Here is a 16874-nt window from a genome sequence, read left to right on the forward strand (position 1 = left end):
TACTCTTTATATAATTGTTAATTTAACGTTGGTGAATTGATTAAAGCCGCGGACTTTTCCTTTGTCACACTAAGTGGGATACTGAGCATTCGGGTATGGCGGAGAGATGTTGTATGGATTTGAAAAGATTGCGTTATTTTTGTCGCGTGGTGGAGCAGGGCTCAGTAAGCCAGGCGGCGAAAGTGCTGAATATGGCACAGCCTCCGCTCAGTAAACGGATCCAGGAGCTGGAAGAAGAACTGCAAGTTTCGTTGTTTACCCGTCAGGGAAATCGTATTGAACCTACCGAAGCCGGTTATTTTCTTTATCGTAAAGCCTGTGAAATATTACGTCAGGTGGAAGATACTGCACGCGAAACGGTGGCGATTGCCAATAAAGAGAAATTCCAGTTAAAACTTGGCTTAACACATCTTTTTCAATCCTATTTTAAGCCATTGTTGTTGGAGCTTTATAAACGCCATCCCGACGCGGAAATTAATATCTCGGTCACCGATTCCAGCCATTTAGAAACCATGTTGAATGAAGGCACTATCGATCTGGCGATGATTCAGCGACCCTATCGCAGCGAAGGTTTTGATTATGTCTCGTTCGATCCCGTCCGGTTAGTGGCGGTGATCAGTAAGCAGTGTTTGCCACAAGCCCCCGTCAGCCCGTTTGATTATCAGGCGTTGGCGGCGTTTCCGCTGGTGCTGTTACACCGGGCGAAAGATGCCGGAACCTATGAAATGCTGATCGATTTATTTCGTAAAGCGGGCGGCAATCCGAAGGTGATTATGCATATTACCCAGCCAGGTGTGATTCTTGAGTGGCTGGAATCCGGACTTGCGGCGGCGACGCTGTTGCCTTCTTCAGAAGTCGACGCCAGCAAGCTGTCGCAATGTCACGTGGTGGAGGTTTTCCCGTCGCCGCAGGTCTTTTATCCGGCCCTGGTGAAGATGCCAGCCATGCCCTATTTGCCGGAAATTATGGAAATTATTGCCCAGGGATACCCGATTCCGCGTCATCCGGCGTGAAAGGGTTGGCATCCCATCGGTGGCTGCTTATCATAGGTCGCCTTTTATTTTATTTGAGGAACTGTTTTGCGTGCAGGACGCCTGATGATAAACCCGTTGCGCAGGGTGATGTGCCTGGCAATTATATTGCTGATGGCAGGCTGCGCCGGGAACAAATCTTCTGTTGGCAGTTATTCCGGCGGCGTTTATACGGTGAAGCGGGGCGATACCCTGTACCGTATTTCCCGGATAACCGGCACCAGTATTAAAGATCTGGCTGGCATGAACGGCCTTTCACCGCCCTATACCATTGAAGTCGGGCAGCAGTTAAAAGTGAAAGGCAGTGCGAAAACGGCCTCTTCCTCGGGTAAAGGCAGCGGCAAAACGGCGAAAGTCGTCCCCTCTTCTGCTGTGCCGCAATCTTCCTGGCCGCCAGTAGGTGACCGTTGCTGGCGCTGGCCGACGACCGGGAAAGTGGTCATGACCTATTCCACCGCAGAAGGTGGGAATAAAGGGATCGATATTGCCGGTTCGCGCGGGCAACCGATTTATGCCGCCGGGGCCGGGAAAGTGGTGTATGTCGGCAACCAACTGCGTGGTTACGGCAATTTAATCATGATTAAGCACAGTGAAGATTACATCACCGCTTATGCCCATAACGACACATTGCTGGTGAATAACGGGCAGAGTGTGAAAGCGGGGCAGAAGATTGCCACCATGGGCAGCAGCGATACGGATTCAGTCAAGCTGCACTTCCAGTTGCGTTATCGCGCGACGGCTATCGATCCGCTGCGTTATTTACCTCCGCAAGGTAGCCCACCGAAATGCTAATAAAGCACGCTAACAGGCGCTGACTGGCCTGTTAGCGCGTTATTGCGCCGCGAATTAATAATTCTGCGTATCCTGGCCGTTAAAGATATTTGCCCGGCTGGTCGATGATTTACCGTTGCTGTAGTGGGTGTCCTGCCCACCAAAAATATTGGCGCGGCTGGTTGAGCTATCGCCATTACTGTATTGCGTGTCCTGGCCGTCAAAAATGTTCGCGCGGCTGGTTGAACTGCTGCCGTCACTGTTTTTCACATCCTGACCGCCGAAAATATTGGCTCGGCTGGTTGACGTTCTGCCGTCGCTATATTGGACATCCTGTCCGCCGAAGATATTGGCCCGACTGCTTGAGGTTGTACCGTTGTCGTAGCGGCAATCTTGCCCGCCAAAAATGTTTTCCCGGCAACTGTCCGCCAGTGCGTTGTTGATGGAACCCGACACCAAAACTACGCCTACAAAGATTGCCTTAACGTTCATCCTTTTCCCCAACCAATAAGTAGTGACTACGCAGGATATGCTATTCCTCGTAAAGCGAAGCGGGAGGTGGTGTTGTCCTAATTATTGTCAATTTAGCCTGGGAAACGCAAAGACTTACGGGAAAGGCGTAGCGCAGAGAGGATGTCTTCGTAATGCCGGGCTCAGCGGCGTCGATGTGCGGGTTGCACAAATGGGGAGGTGTTTAAGCCGTGAAGATTAACTGCTTAAAACTCCAGCGGTTATCAGCAAACTCACCTTGCTCTGTCGCCGTAACGGGTTATAATGCCCCTCGCACCTCACCGCGGGCGTAGTTCAATGGTAGAACGAGAGCTTCCCAAGCTCTATACGAGGGTTCGATTCCCTTCGCCCGCTCCAGAATTCTCCTGACGTCTTAATTCCCTCATATTTTCTAAATCATACGTGACAGCGCATGAAGCATTATCTCCGTTGCTGGCTTTTGGGGCTTCTTCAGGGGTGATGATAAAGAAAACCGCATTGAGTGGCGAAGATACCTCTCATGAGGCGGCTATTCTTAAGAACACCGTGATAGATGGCCCGAACATCCAGGGACGCCTTCTGATTCTTGTTTATTCAATTTGTAGCGTTTCCTGCGCTCGTCTGGTTAAAGGTTCGTGATATAGCCCGTTGGATACTGTTTCCTGTGACTGTTTTGGGCAAGATCGGTCAGGCAAATTGAATCGCCTTCGAGCATATTAAGCCGCACGGAGGAAGCCATGAGTGATAATAAAACTGATAGTTACGCCAGACGTTTTAAACAGGTCTTTGATTATATTGACAATCATCTCGATGACGCCTTGTTACTGGAAAAACTCAGTGAAGTGGCTCACTTCTCGCCATTTCACTTCCATCGTCAGTTTTGCAGTTATTGTGGGATGCCACCTGGTCGTTACATACAGATGATGCGATTAAAGCGCGCATCTTATCGGCTGGCTTTTAATCCGTTAGAGAAAATCACTGATATCGCGTTTGACGCCGGTTTTCAGCATTCTGAATCATTTAGCCGTGCTTTCAGGCAAATGTTCGGTCTGTCACCGACGCAATTTCGCCAGCAACCCCCTTGGGTGGATTGGCATAAGCGCATATCCGAACCTTACAAAGCCAGGAGACAAACAATGCAAAGCCAGGTCAGAATCATGAATTTCCCCGCGACATCAGTCGCAATGCTGACGCATTCTGGAAAACCGGAGCTGATAAACGAAACTGCGGCTCGCTTTATTGAATGGCGAAAAAGCACGGGTTATTCACCTGTTGCCAGCAGCCAGACATACGGTATTGCACCACACGATCCAACCTTAACTGCGCCGGATGAATTTGAGTTCCATATTTGCGGAACAATAACGTCACCGATTGCGGAAGACAATCGCTTCGGGGTGATAAATAGTGTTATTCCTGCGGGTCGATGTGCGGTATTACGCCATCAGGGAGCGCATGAGGCGTTAACCGGGTTGGCAAAGACGCTGTACCGTGACTGGTTGCCTGAGAGTGGAGAGGAACTTCGCGATTTCCCGCTTTTCCTTCATTACCATAACTTTGTGCATGAGGTAGCGGAACATGAATTACTCACGGATATCTATTTGCCGTTGAAGTGATTCAGGATGCTGTTCGGGGGTAGGGGCAGAGGGTGTGCTGCCCTGCTTAATGTGATATCACTAATCGGGTTAATGGCTTGCTGATGTCTTGAAGGGCGATGTTTAACCACCAGGAAAGTGGCTCCTCTCGCATTTGCGAAAAAATGGACGCCAAGCCATTAATGCATCTTGAAGTTTATTAAAGTATTTACTGAACTTGTCGATAAGCTATTTACTTACGCCCATCATTACTGCTGAAGAGTTTGTAATCTTTTATGTATGACAGAGTGCATGGGCAATAAGATAAACCTCAATGGGTTCGCACAATAGGGACTTTCCCCATGATCAAAAAGAGTATTTTTTTATTATTATCCGTTATCGCCAGTTCAAGTTTTGCTGCGAACACTCCTGCTCCTGTTCCTTCTGATGCTTGCCACTTTCTTTCAAAAATGCCTTTCATTAAAACGCCGTCAACCTATAAACCTTACTCAGAAGGTAGCGAAGATTATACGTGTGGCACACCCTATTTTGAAATAGAAACACCGAACAGTGGCGACACGTTGAACAACAATATCGCTTACTATGTGTCCGGTGATGAAACCAAAACGAAGAAATTGATGCTCATGCTTAATATGAACAACCAGGACCCGGATGCAGTCAAAATTGCCAAAAGCTATTTTATAAACGGGTCATTTGAGATAATGAAAAAGATGTTTCCCACTTCACCTGGAAAAGTTGCCAGGATTGTGGGTTCGCTAACTGACGGGAAATACGGTGAATATGCCGTCGATGGATGGAAGGTGTCCTCAGAGAAAAAAGTTTGGCCGACAGGTAGGGGATATGAGCTTCGTTTCACGGTGACACCTGATTAATTATGAGTGCGGCGATGTTACGACAGACGGCTAAGCTCGCCGAAAGTCGGGATTCATTTCACGTGTAAAAAATACGACCAAACTTAGTGACGTGCTCACGCCACAATACCACCGTCCGGGCATCAAGTTGTTATTGCCCGTACCCGCTCTGGTTCTGCATTGCCAGGTTGGGGGCGCTCTCATGAATTCTTCCCTTAAAATGGTGCTCACAAAGAAGGTCGCTCTCTTTTGGGGAAGATATATTTATTACCTTGGGTACGCGATGGCTATAATGGCCATCCAACAGGTAATGAGCAAAACTCGAAAACAATACAACTTATTGCCAAACCTCAAGACCGCATTCAATGGGCGTATATCTGATGGACGAGCGCGACGACGAAAAGAAAGTCATTGATTATCTAATGGAACGCTACTCTATTAGAGAACACTGGTTCAGGCCTGGATTTAAGCAAATTACCAAAGAGTGGACACTGAACGATGATTTCCGGCTTGTACCAGAAGACGCAGAAGACATGCTTTTGGATGTGTTCACGCATTTCAATATTGATTACAGCAATATGGATACCCGTAACTATATTGAATATGTGTACCCGTTCTGGCAGAAGAAACCAAAAATAAAAATCAAGCCGCTTACCGTTGAGATGATTATTGAATCCGCCAGAGCGGGTCGTTGGCTGTATGATTGATGGTGGGAAAAGAGAGCATGCTGGTTATATCGCTGGGGGGGGATTAAATAGATACCTGATATTGCTGTAGCAATAATCGGGTTACCCAGGGTTATTGATACCGCATCATCAGAACGAAGGGATTGCTATCACCAAAGAGGCGGGTCACTTCAAGGGCAAGCCGAAGGATACCGTGCGACCTCACATCACACCGGAGCACTTTAGCTGTGTGGGGGCCGTTCACTTACGGTCCAAAAGTGCCTGGATTATCCGTGGCGATTCAACATTTATTGCTGTACACATATATGATTTTTCAAATGTGTTGATTGCTTTTATTCATTTGCAGCGTATTCTGTCTCCCTATGATCAGGAGGCATAATGTCACTTACTTCTCTGCAACTTTTCAAATATCTCTCTGATGAAACCCGTCTGGGGATCGTTCTCCTGCTCAGGGAGATGGGTGAGTTGTGCGTGTGCGATCTTTGCACCGCACTGGATCAATCGCAGCCCAAGATATCCCGCCATCTGGCTATGCTCCGGGAAAGCGGGTTGTTGCTGGATCGCAAGCAGGGAAAATGGGTGCATTACCGCTTATCTCCGCATATTCCTTCGTGGGCGGCTCAGGTTATTGAGCAGGCCTGGTTAAGCCAACAGGACGACGTACAGGCCATCGCCCGTAAGCTGGCATCGGCAAACTGCTCGGGTAGCGGCAAGGCTGTTTGCATCTAAAATTTGCCTGAACATATATGATTTTATGAATGTGAGGTAGTGGCGATGAAAACGTTAACGGTGTTTGATCCGGCGATGTGTTGCAGTACTGGCGTATGCGGTTCAGATGTCGATCAGGTTCTGGTCGATTTCTCTGCGGATGTGCAATGGCTAAAAGGGCGTGGTGTACAGGTTGAACGTTACAACCTGGCGCAACAGCCCATGAGCTTCGTTCAGAACGAGAAAGCAAAAGCATTCCTTGAAGCATCGGGAGCGGAAGGTCTGCCGTTGCTGTTGCTTGACGGTGAAACCGTCATGGCAGGGCGATACCCCAAACGGGCTGAACTGGCACGCTGGTTTGGTATTCCACTGGAGAAAGTGGGGTTGGCTCCCGCACGTTGCTGCGGTGGTGATTCTTCCTGCTGCTGAATATGTCAGGAGGACATATGAAATTTTTACAGCGTATCCCGCCTTACCTGTTTTTCACCGGGAAGGGAGGCGTGGGGAAAACGTCCATTTCCTGCGCAACGGCCATCCGCCTGGCAGGGCAGGGCAAACGGGTTCTGCTGGTCAGCACCGACCCTGCCTCCAATGTTGGTCAGGTGTTCGATCAGACTATCGGTAACACTATTCATCCTGTGGCAGCCGTTCCCGGACTTTCCGCGCTGGAGATCGATCCACAGGATGCGGCTCAGCAATACCGGGCCAGAATCGTGGATCCTATCAAGGGTCTTCTGCCTGATGACGTTGTTAACAGTATCAGCGAGCAACTGTCGGGAGCATGCACGACAGAGATTGCGGCATTTGATGAGTTCACTGGTTTATTGACAGACGCTTCTCTGCTGACCCGTTTTGATCACATTATTTTTGATACTGCGCCGACAGGTCACACCATCCGCCTTCTCCAGCTTCCCGGAGCCTGGAGCAGCTTCATTGACAGTAACCCGGAGGGGGCTTCCTGCCTCGGCTCGATGGCCGGGCTGGAAAAGCAACGTGAGCAATATGCACATGCGGTTGAGGCGTTATCTGATCCCGAACGTACCCGCCTTGTGCTGGTTGCACGACTGCAAAAAGCAACGCTGCAGGAAGTGGCCCGCACACATGACGAGCTGGCAACGCTTGGCCTTAAAAATCAATACCTGGTTATTAACGGTGTGCTGCCTGAAACCGAAACAGAAAGTGACGCCTTAGCGGCTGCGATATGGCAACGGGAGCAGGCGGCACTGGCTAACCTTCCGGCGGGTTTATCTGCGCTGCCGACAGACACCTTATTTCTTCAGCCGGTGAACATGGTGGGTGTGTCCGCGTTGAAGCGGCTATTCGAACCCCGTTTTGAGTCAGCATCGTTTACGGAAACGCACATTCTCCCCAAACCTGAGTACGAGTCGCTTTCCGGCCTGGTGGATGAAATCGCGCGCACTACACACGGTCTGATTATGCTGATGGGAAAAGGCGGCGTGGGGAAAACGACGATGGCGGCGGCTATCGCCGTCAGTTTAGCGGACAGGGGATTTGATGTGCATCTCACCACCTCCGATCCTGCTGCGCATCTCAGCGCAACACTCAACGGTAGCCTGAGTAACCTGCAGGTCAGCAGGATCAACCCGCACGACGAAACCGAACGCTATCGCCAGCATGTCCTTGAGACGAAGGGTAAGGATCTGGATGACGCGGGGAAACGGCTGCTGGAAGAGGATTTACGCTCTCCTTGTACTGAAGAAATTGCCGTGTTCCAGGCATTTTCCAGGGTGATCCGGGAGGCGGGTAAGCGGTTTGTAGTGATGGATACGGCACCTACCGGGCATACGCTATTACTGCTTGATGCTACCGGTGCGTATCACCGTGAGATTGCGAGAAAAATGGGCGATAAAGGCCATTTCACCACGCCGATGATGCAGCTTCAGGACCCTGATCGCACCAAAGTGCTACTGGTCACGCTTCCTGAAACGACCCCTGTGTTGGAGGCGGCAAATTTGCAGGCCGATCTTGAAAGGGCGGGGATTCATCCCTGGGGATGGATTATCAACAACAGCCTTTCCATTGCAGAGACTCACTCACCCCTGCTTTGCCAGCGCGCCCGGCAGGAGCTCCCTCAGATTGAAGCCGTCAGGCGGCAGCACGCTAAACGTATAGCGCTTGTTCCGGTACGGGCGTGTGAGCCTGCGGGCATCGAAAAACTCAGGGAATTAGTGGGTTAATTTTGGGGATATACAGGGCGGCAGCGTCGCCCTTTCAGGAGGATGTATGTTACTGGCAGGCGCTATTTTTGTCCTGACCATTGTTCTGGTTATCTGGCAGCCGAAGGGGTTAGGGATTGGCTGGAGCGCGACGCTGGGTGCGATACTGGCGCTGGTTTCCGGTGTGGTACATGTGGGGGATATTCCCGTGGTGTGGAATATCGTCTGGAATGCGACCGCCACGTTTATTGCGGTCATTATTATCAGCCTACTGCTTGATGAATCGGGATTTTTTGAATGGGCCGCACTGCACGTTTCCCGTTGGGGGAAGGGGCGGGGGCGCCTGTTGTTCACGTACATCGTCCTGCTCGGCGCAGCGGTAGCGGCATTGTTTGCTAACGATGGCGCAGCGTTAATCCTTACACCGATCGTGATTGCTATGCTGCTGGCATTAGGGTTCAGCAAAGGCACAACGCTGGCCTTCGTGATGGCCGCCGGGTTTATTGCCGATACGGCCAGCCTGCCGCTGATTGTGTCGAACCTGGTGAATATCGTTTCAGCAGACTTCTTTGACCTGGGGTTCACTGAATATGCGTCGGTGATGGTGCCAGTTGATATCGCCGCCATTGTTGCCACGCTGGTAATGTTGCATCTCTTCTTTCGCAAAGATATCCCGCCGACTTACGATCTGACTCTCCTTAAGACACCAACAAAAGCCATTAAAGATCTGGCTACGTTCAAAACCGGCTGGATAGTCTTACTCCTTCTGCTGATTGGCTTTTTTGTGCTGGAACCGCTCGGTATTCCGGTGAGCGCGATTGCGGCAGTGGGGGCCGTGATTTTGTTTGCCGTTGCAAAGCGTGGTCATGCCATTAACACCGGCAAGGTATTAAGAGGTGCGCCCTGGCAGATTGTGATTTTCTCGCTCGGAATGTATCTGGTGGTTTATGGCTTGCGCAACGCCGGGCTAACGGAATATCTCTCCGGTGTGCTGAACATATTGGCGGAAAAAGGCCTCTGGGCAGCGACGCTGGGAACAGGGTTCCTGACCGCATTCCTCTCCTCCATCATGAACAATATGCCCACCGTGTTGGTAGGCGCATTGTCTATTGATGGCAGCTCGGCATCTGGTGTGGTCAAAGAGGCAATGATTTATGCCAACGTCATTGGCTGTGACCTGGGGCCAAAGATTACACCGATTGGTAGCCTGGCAACGCTGCTCTGGCTGCACGTACTTTCACAGAAGACGATGACGATCACCTGGGGCTACTATTTCCGTACCGGGATTATCATGACGTTGCCTGTGCTGTTTGTAACGCTGGCCGCGCTGGCGCTACGTCTCTCTTTCACTTTGTAATGAGATACTGATATGAGCAACATCACCATTTACCACAACCCGGCCTGCGGTACGTCGCGTAATACACTGGAGATGATCCGCAACAGCGGCACTGAACCGACAATTATTCATTATCTGGAGACTCCGCCGTCGCGCGATGAGCTGGTTAAACTTATCGAAGATATGAGGATTTCAGTACGGGCTCTGCTGCGTAAAAACGTTGAGCCCTACGAAGAGCTGAATCTTGCCGAAGATAAATTCACGGACGATCAGTTAATCGATTTTATGTTGCAACATCCCATCCTGATTAACCGTCCGATTGTCGTGACTCCACGCGGAACACGCCTGTGCCGCCCGTCTGAGGTTGTGCTGGATATTCTTCCGGATGCGCAAAAAGGCGCTTTTGTAAAAGAAGATGGCGAGCAGGTTGTTGATGGTGCAGGTAAACGCCTGAAATAACGATGACGGGGGCAACCGCCCCCAGATTCCTCGATGATCCTGCATCATGCATGGTGTTTCCCTGTATATCTTCCTCACAGGAATTCGTCGTCTTCCGCTTCTCGCGCCTTCCTGCGCATTATTGTGATCACGCTCGACTTTATACAAAGATATTCAAAAGGTTAATTAATCTGCCGAAAAATAACGCGTTAGTTATTAATTGGTTAAATTTTTAATAACCCAAAAGCGGTTAAGAAGAATATATATATCACTTCTATCGATTAACCTGCTGTTATCTCTTTCCGATAAAGAGATAAGGCGCGGTCTGAAACCCTACGACCGATGCTGTACCCGCCATATAAAACAACAATAGGTACTCCTGCCATGAAACTATCTCTTGCGCAAAAACTTTGGCTCCCTCTCATCGTAGCGCTATTGTGCCTGGCTGGAACACTGCTCTACGGTTCCCTGACGGTCAAAGACGACCAACTGACACTGCGGAAGAACGAGTTACTGCATGTTTCGCAACTGGCCCTCAGCATCGTGAAAACGCAGGCTGACATGGCTGATAAGGGATTGATTTCACAAGCGGAAGCACAACAGCGCGCCACTCAATTAATTAAGGATCTGCGCTATGGTGAAACCGGTTATTTCACGATCGTGAATAATCAGGCGCAGGTCATTATGCACCCGATCAATGCCAAACTGATTGGCAAAGGGCCGGATATTGCCGATGCCAACGGGGTTTATATTTTCCGGGATATGGTGTCAGTAACGCAGGGTAATCATGCTGGTTATACCGCTTACGTTTTCCCCCGCCCGGGTGAGACGAAAGCGCAACCGAAAATTGCTTACAACATTCCGTGGGCACCCTGGGGCTGGATCATTACCACCGGGCTGTATGTTGATGATATTGATGAAGCCTTTCTGGTGTCGCTCTACCAGAATCTCATTGAGTTTGCGGCGATCAGCATTCTGCTCTCGATCCTCGTCTACCTGATTAACCGGGGTACACTACGGACTCTGGGGGGCGAGCCACGTTATGCCGCAGATGTGGCAGCGCGAATTGCCGCCGGGGATCTCTCTCATCCGGTAAATAAAAAAGCGGGCGACAGTTCAAGCCTGATCCACGAAATGGGGGTGATGCGAGAGCAACTGACTGCGGTAATTGAAGATATCCGCGATGGTGCGGAAATCATCAACACCAGCACCCATGACATTGTCGCCGGAAACCAGGAGATTGCTTCGCATTCTGAACAGCAAGCCATGTCGCTGGAAAGAACTTCCTCCAGCATGGAAGAGATCACCGCAGCTGTAAAACAAAATGCGGAAAACGCCGGGCAGGCGCGCAAACTGGCGAGTGAAGCGGTGGATATTGCTTCGCGCGGCGGCGTGGTGATGCAAGGCATGAATGACACCATGAATGGCATTTCTGAAAGCGCCGGGAAAATTGCCAGCATTATTGAAGTGGTTAACGGTATCGCGTTCCAGACCAATATCCTGGCGCTGAATGCGGCGGTTGAAGCGGCAAGAGCCGGTGAACAGGGACGAGGGTTCGCCGTTGTCGCCGGTGAAGTGCGCAGTCTGTCATTACGCAGCTCTCAGGCGGCGCAGGAGATAAAAGGCCTGGTGGAAGAGTCCGTTGAGCGGGTCAATAACGGTTCATCGCAGATCAAACTTGCCGGTAACAACATCGATGAGATGATTGTCGCGGTGAAACGTGTGTCAGATATCATGTCGGAAATCTCCGTTGCCACCGACGAACAGAGCAAAGGGATCAGCCATGTTAACGAAGCGATTGTTCAAATTGATGCGGTGACGCAGCAAAACACCGCGCTGGTGCAGCAGGCGGTATCAGCGGCAAGTGCGCTGGAAGAGCAAACCCGGCGTCTGACGGAGACCGTCGCTTTCTTTAATACCGGCAGGTAATCCCCATCGAGTCATTAACGCGAGCCTGTGATTACCCAGGCTCGCGGATGTCACTCCCACTACGAAGCATCTTACGTATCCCGTTTGTCTTATTATCCCCATCGCCGGATGAAAACGCCTCTTCGCTGCTCTTACCGAACGATTCGCACAAAACAGCACTGTTTCTTTTATTGACACATTTGTGATCGACTTCAGTGCGTATCATAGTGTGTGTGATGACTGCCGCTATCGGGGCGGCACGTGATAATCAGGAGAGTGAGATGGTGTCAGATAACCCCAGCGTCGCCCTTATTGGTCCTGGCGCAATTGGAACCACGATTGTGGCGGCGTTGCATGAAGTCGGGCGTACGCCCACGGTGTGCGGGCGTACGGCGCACCCGCAGCTGATCTTGCGTGTCGATAACGAACATATTGTGGTACCCGGTCCGGTGCTGACTGAACCGGGCGACATTCACCAGCCGTTTGATCTGGTTTTTGTGGCGACCAAAACCACGCAACTGGCGGCAAGTGCGGCGTGGCTGAAGGTGCTGTGCAATGAAAATACCGTGGTGTGCGCACTGCAAAACGGCGTGGAGCAAAAAGCGCAAATTACGCCGTACGTAGCGGGGGCCGAAGTGCTGCCATCTGTCGTGTGGTTTCCCGCGCAGCGTGAGCCGGACGCCTCCGTCTGGTTGCGTGCAGCCCCCCGGCTTACCTTGCCGGATACGCCAGCCGCGAAACGTGTGCAGACCGTATTGCAGGGTACTCGCTGCGCTGTTGATCTTTCTCCCGATTTCATCTCTGTTGCGTGGCGCAAGCTGTTGCAGAATGCGGCTGCCGGGCTAATGGTGTTAGCAGGGCGTCGCGCCGGCATGTTCTCGCGCAACGACATCACCACACTGGCGATGGACTATTTGCAGGAGTGCCTCGCGGTTGCCCGTGCGGAAGGGGCTACGTTAGGGGATGCTGTGCCGCAGGAGATTGTGGCCGGTTTTCAGCGTGCGCCTGCCGATCTGGGCACCTCGATTCTTGCAGACCGCCTGGCGGGTCGCCCTCTGGAATGGGACATCCGTAATGGTGTGGTACAGCGGTACGGCAACAAACACGGTATCCCCACGCCATTCAGTGATGTGATTGTGCCCCTGCTGGCTGCCGGCAGCGACGGGCCGGGCTAAACGCCGCCGAGATAACGCAATACTGGCAACCCGGCGACATTGCTGTTACGTTGAAATCATGAACAAAAGATATTCCGTATTGATGTTTGCAATGAGCATTATTCGCACCACAAATAGTGTGGTGGGATAGCGTTCATCTCTGTTTCCCGCCAGTACGGCGGGAGCCTTACTGGTGACAACCTGTGAGGTGACTCAGTATGACCGCTCCCGTTTCCGTTGCTCGCCCGATGTTGCATATCCTGTGCGGCAAGATTGCCTCTGGCAAATCAACCCTTGCCGCTGAACTGATGACAGCGCCTGGTACCGTGATGTTGAGCGAAGATCGTTGGTTATCGCTTCTTTTTCGCGATGTTTTGCACAGTGTTCAGGATTATGTCCACTATTCTGCAAAGCTAAAACTGGCCATCAGGCCGCATGTCGTTGCTTTACTCCAGGCGGGCGTCAATGTGGTGCTGGATTTTCCGGCCAATACGCTGACCAGTCGACAGTGGCTTAAAGAGATAATTGATCAGTCTGGTGCCCACCATTTGTTGCACTACTTGCAAGTCAGCGATGACGTTTGCAAAGCGCGACTGCGCGCACGCAATGCCACAGGTGAGCATGATTTTGCCGCCACTGACGAGCAGTTCGAACAGATCACGCGCTACTTTGTGGAACCCACCGAGGCGGAAGGGTTTCAGATTCGCCGATATTGCTGAAAGGCTGTACAACCTTGTAGTCTGATGACCGGGCTATGCTTACTTGTGCAACACACATAATAATTGAGGCAATGTCATGGATAAGGAACTACTGGATGCGGGTTACCGCGTATACACCGGCGAGAAGATTGATGTGTACTTCAATACCCACATTTGCCAGCACGCCGGTAATTGCGTACGTGGCAGTTCGAAGCTGTTCAACCTGAAGCGCAAGCCGTGGATCATCCCCGATGAAGTGGATGTCGCAACGGTAGTGAACGTCATTGATACCTGCCCGAGCGGTGCCTTGAAGTACCGCCATAACTGAGTGAGACAACGCATGGACATTCTGGAAGGTCATAACAAGTTTTACGTGAACGACGCCGCAGGCAATCAGGTAGCGGAAATCGTTTTTGTTCCCACCGGCGAGCACCTAAGCATTATCGAACATACCGATGTTGATGAAAGCCTGAAAGGGCAAGGTGTCGGTAAACAGTTGGTGGCGAAAGTGGTAGAAAAAATGCGTGCAGAGCACCGCAAAATTATTCCGCTGTGTCCTTTCGCCAAACATGAGTTTGATAATACACGCGAATATGACGATATCCGCGCGTAATCATCTGCACCGGCATGAGCCGGTGCGTTTTCTTTTCACACGATGGCACCATCAATGCGGCAGGCAACAATAAAATATTTTTTAATTAATGCTTGCATCCCTTCTTCAGCCATGCGTTAATGCACCGTCGGTTTGATAACCATTATCTCCAGCAGTTCACTAAAGTCTTTCTCATCTCTAAGTACCTCCTTGCTACTTCTTTTTGGGTCTTCGCTTTACACTCTGAATAAAATAATGCTTCAGACCATTACTGCCGAAAAGGCTAAAAAAAACAGAAGGTAACAAGAATGTCTGCTAAAATGACTGGTATCGTAAAATGGTTCAACGCTGAGAAAGGCTTCGGTTTTATCACGCCGAAAGATGGCAGCAAAGATGTATTCGTACACTTCTCTGCGATCCAGAGCGATAACTACCGTACTCTTGAAGAAAATCAAGAAGTTGAATTCGCCATTGAAAATGGTGCGAAAGGCCCGGCGGCTGCAAATGTCGTTGTGGTTCGCTAAGGATTTAGAAATTACGAACCGTATTCATTTTCGCTGCCCGTGCTGTAGCGGGTCGCAATACCGGATTTCCAGTTTTGATGTAACTGAAAAGAACCCGGCTGGCGCGAAATGTATTTTTTGCAAATCTACAATGATTGCATTTAATAATTTCACCGCGTGGGTTCAGTCCTCTCAGGCACCACTGGATTTTCGCAAATAATAAAAATCAGGCCAGTTTACTGGCCTGATTTTTTTATTTCTGCACGACTGATCCTGCCATTAACATAATCATTTTTATCGAGCGATTGCTGGTCAATTGCCAGGTCATCTGGCGATAGTGCACTTCTCCCTGCTGCGGATGATGAAACACGCGCTCGCCCCCTTCGCGCACTACCACCTGCTGGCGCGACCAGAAGTCGCGGAATAACTCACTGTCATGACTGAGACCCTGCACAAAGTTATTGAGCTCCCGATCATGCGGATAGTGCATCGCGTCTGCACGCAGCTCCGCCACAATGCGGCTTGCGCGGCTCTCCCAGTCAGCAACCAGCTGGCGGGACAGTGGGTGGCGGAACATAAAACTCATCATATTCGGCTGTGGATCTTCGTCCAGCCAGCCGCTGAACAGCGCTTCGGCAGGCGCATTCCATGCCAGCATATTCCAGATTAAATCCAGCAGATAACAGGGGCAGGTCATCTGAGTGACGGTTGCCAACACCTCTTTTTCTACCGTGACGACCTGTTCTTCCTGCGGATCGTTTTGCATGGCCAGATGAAACAAGTAGCTGCGCTCGGTGGGTTTCATCTTCAGCACGTTGGCGATATTCGACAGGGTTTGCGGCGACACCACGATGTCACGCCCCTGTTCAATCCAGGTGTACCAAGTGGTACTGATACCGCTGAGCTGCGCCACTTCCTCCCGGCGTAATCCACGGGTGCGACGTCGCCCAAGAGCAGGCAAGCCAATATCCGCAGGCGCGGTGTTTTCCCGCTGCGAGCGCAAAAAAGCGCCCAGGGCTTTAGGGCCGGCAAAGAGGGTATTTTCCATGGGGGGTACTCATTAATACCAGTATAAGTGCTCATATTGTACCACTATAAAGAGCGTCTTATAGTCGCCAAAAAGAGGCTTTGTCGTGCTAACAGAAGGAAAGAAGAATGGCGGTTAATCATCATCAGTTAACGGAACAGCAATTTGGCGATCAGGCGCAGGCCTATTTGCAGAGTCAGGTTCATGCCCAAGGGGCGGATTTAGTCAGACTGGCACAGTGGCTGGCAGACGATACCAGTGCAGCCATACTGGATTTGGGTTGTGGTGCGGGCCACGCGAGCTTTGTTGCCGCAGGCATTGCCCGGGCGGTCACCGCCTATGACTTGTCGGAAAAGATGCTCGATGTAGTGCGCCAGGCCGCTCACGAACGTCATCTTGCAAATATCACCACCTCCCAGGGGGCAGCAGAAAAATTGCCCTTTGCCGATAGCAGCTTTGACGTGGTGATCAGCCGCTACTCCGCCCACCACTGGCATGATGTGGCGCAGGCTCTGCGCGAGGTGAAACGCGTGCTCAAGCCGGGTGGGAAATTTATCTTGATGGATATTGCCTCACCCGGTCAGTCGGTGCTGGACATCTGGCTGCAAACCATCGAAGTGCTGCGCGATCCTTCGCATGTGCGTAACTACTCGCCGGCTGAGTGGCTGCATATGACTCAGCAAAGCGGCATGACGGTGCAAAAAATGGCGACGGACAGACTGGCGCTGGAGTACAACTCATGGGTAGAGCGCATGAAAACACCGGAGGTATTGCGTGCCGCCATCCGTTATCTGCAAAACCACACCTCCGAAGAGGTAAAACAGCATTTCCGGATCCGCGAAGATGGCTCGTTTACGTCCGACACGCTGATGTTTCAGACGCAAGCCTGATCGCGCCCGCCACTCCCCCCGGC

Annotated in this window: 20 protein-coding genes and 1 tRNA gene; 19 read left to right on the forward strand and 2 right to left on the reverse strand. The window is 51.1% G+C overall.

Annotated features, from left to right (window positions below; genetic code table 11):
* Window positions 1-113 precede the first annotated feature (113 nt).
* A complete protein-coding gene (locus O9K67_RS04255; protein WP_061493260.1) occupies window positions 114-1013 on the forward strand; it encodes a LysR family transcriptional regulator in 900 nt (299 codons plus the stop codon).
* Between the two features lie 66 nt (window positions 1014-1079).
* Window positions 1080-1823 (forward strand): amidase activator ActS, encoded by a 744-nt coding sequence (actS, locus tag O9K67_RS04260; RefSeq protein ID WP_061493261.1) that lies wholly within the window; start codon window positions 1080-1082, stop codon window positions 1821-1823.
* Window positions 1824-1877: 54 nt separating this feature from the next.
* On the opposite strand, the gene O9K67_RS04265 is transcribed toward actS, so the two are convergent.
* Window positions 1878-2294 (reverse strand): hypothetical protein, encoded by a 417-nt coding sequence (locus O9K67_RS04265; RefSeq protein ID WP_061493262.1) that lies wholly within the window; start codon window positions 2292-2294, stop codon window positions 1878-1880.
* 301 nt (window positions 2295-2595) lie between these two features.
* Here O9K67_RS04265 and O9K67_RS04270 point away from each other — a divergent pair.
* The 16 genes from O9K67_RS04270 to ymcF all read left to right on the forward strand — a co-directional run bounded on the left by O9K67_RS04270 (window position 2596) and on the right by ymcF (window position 15154).
* Window positions 2596-2669: transfer RNA gene (locus tag O9K67_RS04270), tRNA-Gly, on the forward strand.
* A gap of 359 nt (window positions 2670-3028) precedes the next feature.
* On the forward strand, window positions 3029-3904 hold the full coding sequence (locus tag O9K67_RS04275) for an AraC family transcriptional regulator (RefSeq protein WP_061493263.1): 876 nt from the start codon (window positions 3029-3031) through the stop codon (window positions 3902-3904).
* Window positions 3905-4224: 320 nt separating this feature from the next.
* Window positions 4225-4755 carry a hypothetical protein gene (locus O9K67_RS04280; protein WP_061493264.1) on the forward strand — a complete coding sequence of 177 codons (531 nt, stop codon included), beginning with the start codon at window positions 4225-4227 and terminating at the stop codon, window positions 4753-4755.
* Window positions 4756-5114: 359 nt separating this feature from the next.
* Window positions 5115-5441 (forward strand): DUF1493 family protein, encoded by a 327-nt coding sequence (locus O9K67_RS04285; protein ID WP_082794198.1) that lies wholly within the window; start codon window positions 5115-5117, stop codon window positions 5439-5441.
* Window positions 5442-5798: 357 nt separating this feature from the next.
* Window positions 5799-6149, forward strand: a complete 351-nt coding sequence (arsR, locus tag O9K67_RS04290; RefSeq protein ID WP_061493266.1) for an As(III)-sensing metalloregulatory transcriptional repressor ArsR — start codon at window positions 5799-5801, stop codon at window positions 6147-6149.
* A 45-nt stretch (window positions 6150-6194) separates the two neighbouring features.
* Entirely contained in the window at window positions 6195-6557 is a 363-nt protein-coding gene (gene arsD, locus O9K67_RS04295; RefSeq protein WP_061493267.1) for an arsenite efflux transporter metallochaperone ArsD, read from the forward strand.
* A gap of 17 nt (window positions 6558-6574) precedes the next feature.
* Window positions 6575-8326, forward strand: a complete 1752-nt coding sequence (gene arsA, locus O9K67_RS04300) for an arsenical pump-driving ATPase (protein ID WP_061493268.1) — start codon at window positions 6575-6577, stop codon at window positions 8324-8326.
* A 46-nt stretch (window positions 8327-8372) separates the two neighbouring features.
* Window positions 8373-9662: an arsenic transporter gene (locus O9K67_RS04305; RefSeq protein WP_061493269.1), complete on the forward strand. Its 1290-nt coding sequence runs from the start codon at window positions 8373-8375 to the stop codon at window positions 9660-9662.
* Window positions 9663-9674: 12 nt separating this feature from the next.
* Window positions 9675-10100 carry a glutaredoxin-dependent arsenate reductase gene (arsC, locus tag O9K67_RS04310; RefSeq protein WP_061493270.1) on the forward strand — a complete coding sequence of 142 codons (426 nt, stop codon included), beginning with the start codon at window positions 9675-9677 and terminating at the stop codon, window positions 10098-10100.
* Window positions 10101-10463: 363 nt separating this feature from the next.
* The gene (locus O9K67_RS04315) at window positions 10464-12008 is read left to right on the forward strand and encodes a methyl-accepting chemotaxis protein (RefSeq protein WP_170933842.1); all 1545 of its coding nucleotides are present in this window, start codon (window positions 10464-10466) and stop codon (window positions 12006-12008) included.
* Window positions 12009-12271: 263 nt separating this feature from the next.
* Window positions 12272-13162, forward strand: a complete 891-nt coding sequence (locus tag O9K67_RS04320; protein WP_061499759.1) for an oxidoreductase — start codon at window positions 12272-12274, stop codon at window positions 13160-13162.
* 197 nt (window positions 13163-13359) lie between these two features.
* A complete protein-coding gene (locus O9K67_RS04325; protein ID WP_061493272.1) occupies window positions 13360-13860 on the forward strand; it encodes an AAA family ATPase in 501 nt (166 codons plus the stop codon).
* Between the two features lie 76 nt (window positions 13861-13936).
* Window positions 13937-14167 (forward strand): 4Fe-4S mono-cluster protein YjdI, encoded by a 231-nt coding sequence (yjdI, locus tag O9K67_RS04330; RefSeq protein ID WP_061493273.1) that lies wholly within the window; start codon window positions 13937-13939, stop codon window positions 14165-14167.
* Window positions 14168-14179: 12 nt separating this feature from the next.
* Window positions 14180-14452 (forward strand): GNAT family N-acetyltransferase, encoded by a 273-nt coding sequence (locus O9K67_RS04335; protein WP_061493274.1) that lies wholly within the window; start codon window positions 14180-14182, stop codon window positions 14450-14452.
* A gap of 287 nt (window positions 14453-14739) precedes the next feature.
* A complete protein-coding gene (gene cspE, locus O9K67_RS04340) occupies window positions 14740-14955 on the forward strand; it encodes a transcription antiterminator/RNA stability regulator CspE (protein ID WP_061493275.1) in 216 nt (71 codons plus the stop codon).
* Complete coding sequence (gene ymcF / locus O9K67_RS04345) at window positions 14936-15154, forward strand: cold shock small protein YmcF (protein ID WP_245191432.1); 219 nt, start codon at window positions 14936-14938, stop codon at window positions 15152-15154. Before cspE ends, ymcF begins: the two co-directional genes overlap by 20 nt.
* Window positions 15155-15187: 33 nt before the next feature.
* Here ymcF and O9K67_RS04350 read toward each other — a convergent pair whose 3' ends face one another.
* Window positions 15188-15982: a helix-turn-helix transcriptional regulator gene (locus O9K67_RS04350; RefSeq protein WP_061493276.1), complete on the reverse strand. Its 795-nt coding sequence runs from the start codon at window positions 15980-15982 to the stop codon at window positions 15188-15190.
* 107 nt (window positions 15983-16089) lie between these two features.
* On the opposite strand from O9K67_RS04350, the gene O9K67_RS04355 reads away from it, so the two are divergent.
* On the forward strand, window positions 16090-16851 hold the full coding sequence (locus tag O9K67_RS04355) for a class I SAM-dependent methyltransferase (RefSeq protein ID WP_061493277.1): 762 nt from the start codon (window positions 16090-16092) through the stop codon (window positions 16849-16851).
* Window positions 16852-16874 lie beyond the last annotated feature (23 nt).

Origin of the sequence: Kosakonia oryzendophytica (assembly GCF_027886705.1) — a bacterium.
GTDB classification, from domain to species: Bacteria; Pseudomonadota; Gammaproteobacteria; order Enterobacterales; family Enterobacteriaceae; genus Kosakonia; species Kosakonia oryzendophytica.

Coding starts and splice junctions, on each gene's coding strand:
- O9K67_RS04255 (WP_061493260.1), top strand. CDS start 114: ATGGATTTGAAAAGATTGCGTTATTTTTGTCGCGTGGTGGAGCAGGGC.
- O9K67_RS04265 (WP_061493262.1), bottom strand. CDS start 2,294: ATGAACGTTAAGGCAATCTTTGTAGGCGTAGTTTTGGTGTCGGGTTCC.
- O9K67_RS04275 (WP_061493263.1), top strand. CDS start 3,029: ATGAGTGATAATAAAACTGATAGTTACGCCAGACGTTTTAAACAGGTC.
- O9K67_RS04280 (WP_061493264.1), top strand. CDS start 4,225: ATGATCAAAAAGAGTATTTTTTTATTATTATCCGTTATCGCCAGTTCA.
- O9K67_RS04285 (WP_082794198.1), top strand. CDS start 5,115: ATGGACGAGCGCGACGACGAAAAGAAAGTCATTGATTATCTAATGGAA.
- arsR (WP_061493266.1), top strand. CDS start 5,799: ATGTCACTTACTTCTCTGCAACTTTTCAAATATCTCTCTGATGAAACC.
- arsD (WP_061493267.1), top strand. CDS start 6,195: ATGAAAACGTTAACGGTGTTTGATCCGGCGATGTGTTGCAGTACTGGC.
- arsA (WP_061493268.1), top strand. CDS start 6,575: ATGAAATTTTTACAGCGTATCCCGCCTTACCTGTTTTTCACCGGGAAG.
- O9K67_RS04305 (WP_061493269.1), top strand. CDS start 8,373: ATGTTACTGGCAGGCGCTATTTTTGTCCTGACCATTGTTCTGGTTATC.
- arsC (WP_061493270.1), top strand. CDS start 9,675: ATGAGCAACATCACCATTTACCACAACCCGGCCTGCGGTACGTCGCGT.
- O9K67_RS04315 (WP_170933842.1), top strand. CDS start 10,464: ATGAAACTATCTCTTGCGCAAAAACTTTGGCTCCCTCTCATCGTAGCG.
- O9K67_RS04325 (WP_061493272.1), top strand. CDS start 13,360: ATGACCGCTCCCGTTTCCGTTGCTCGCCCGATGTTGCATATCCTGTGC.
- yjdI (WP_061493273.1), top strand. CDS start 13,937: ATGGATAAGGAACTACTGGATGCGGGTTACCGCGTATACACCGGCGAG.
- O9K67_RS04335 (WP_061493274.1), top strand. CDS start 14,180: ATGGACATTCTGGAAGGTCATAACAAGTTTTACGTGAACGACGCCGCA.
- cspE (WP_061493275.1), top strand. CDS start 14,740: ATGTCTGCTAAAATGACTGGTATCGTAAAATGGTTCAACGCTGAGAAA.
- ymcF (WP_245191432.1), top strand. CDS start 14,936: ATGTCGTTGTGGTTCGCTAAGGATTTAGAAATTACGAACCGTATTCAT.
- O9K67_RS04350 (WP_061493276.1), bottom strand. CDS start 15,982: ATGGAAAATACCCTCTTTGCCGGCCCTAAAGCCCTGGGCGCTTTTTTG.
- O9K67_RS04355 (WP_061493277.1), top strand. CDS start 16,090: ATGGCGGTTAATCATCATCAGTTAACGGAACAGCAATTTGGCGATCAG.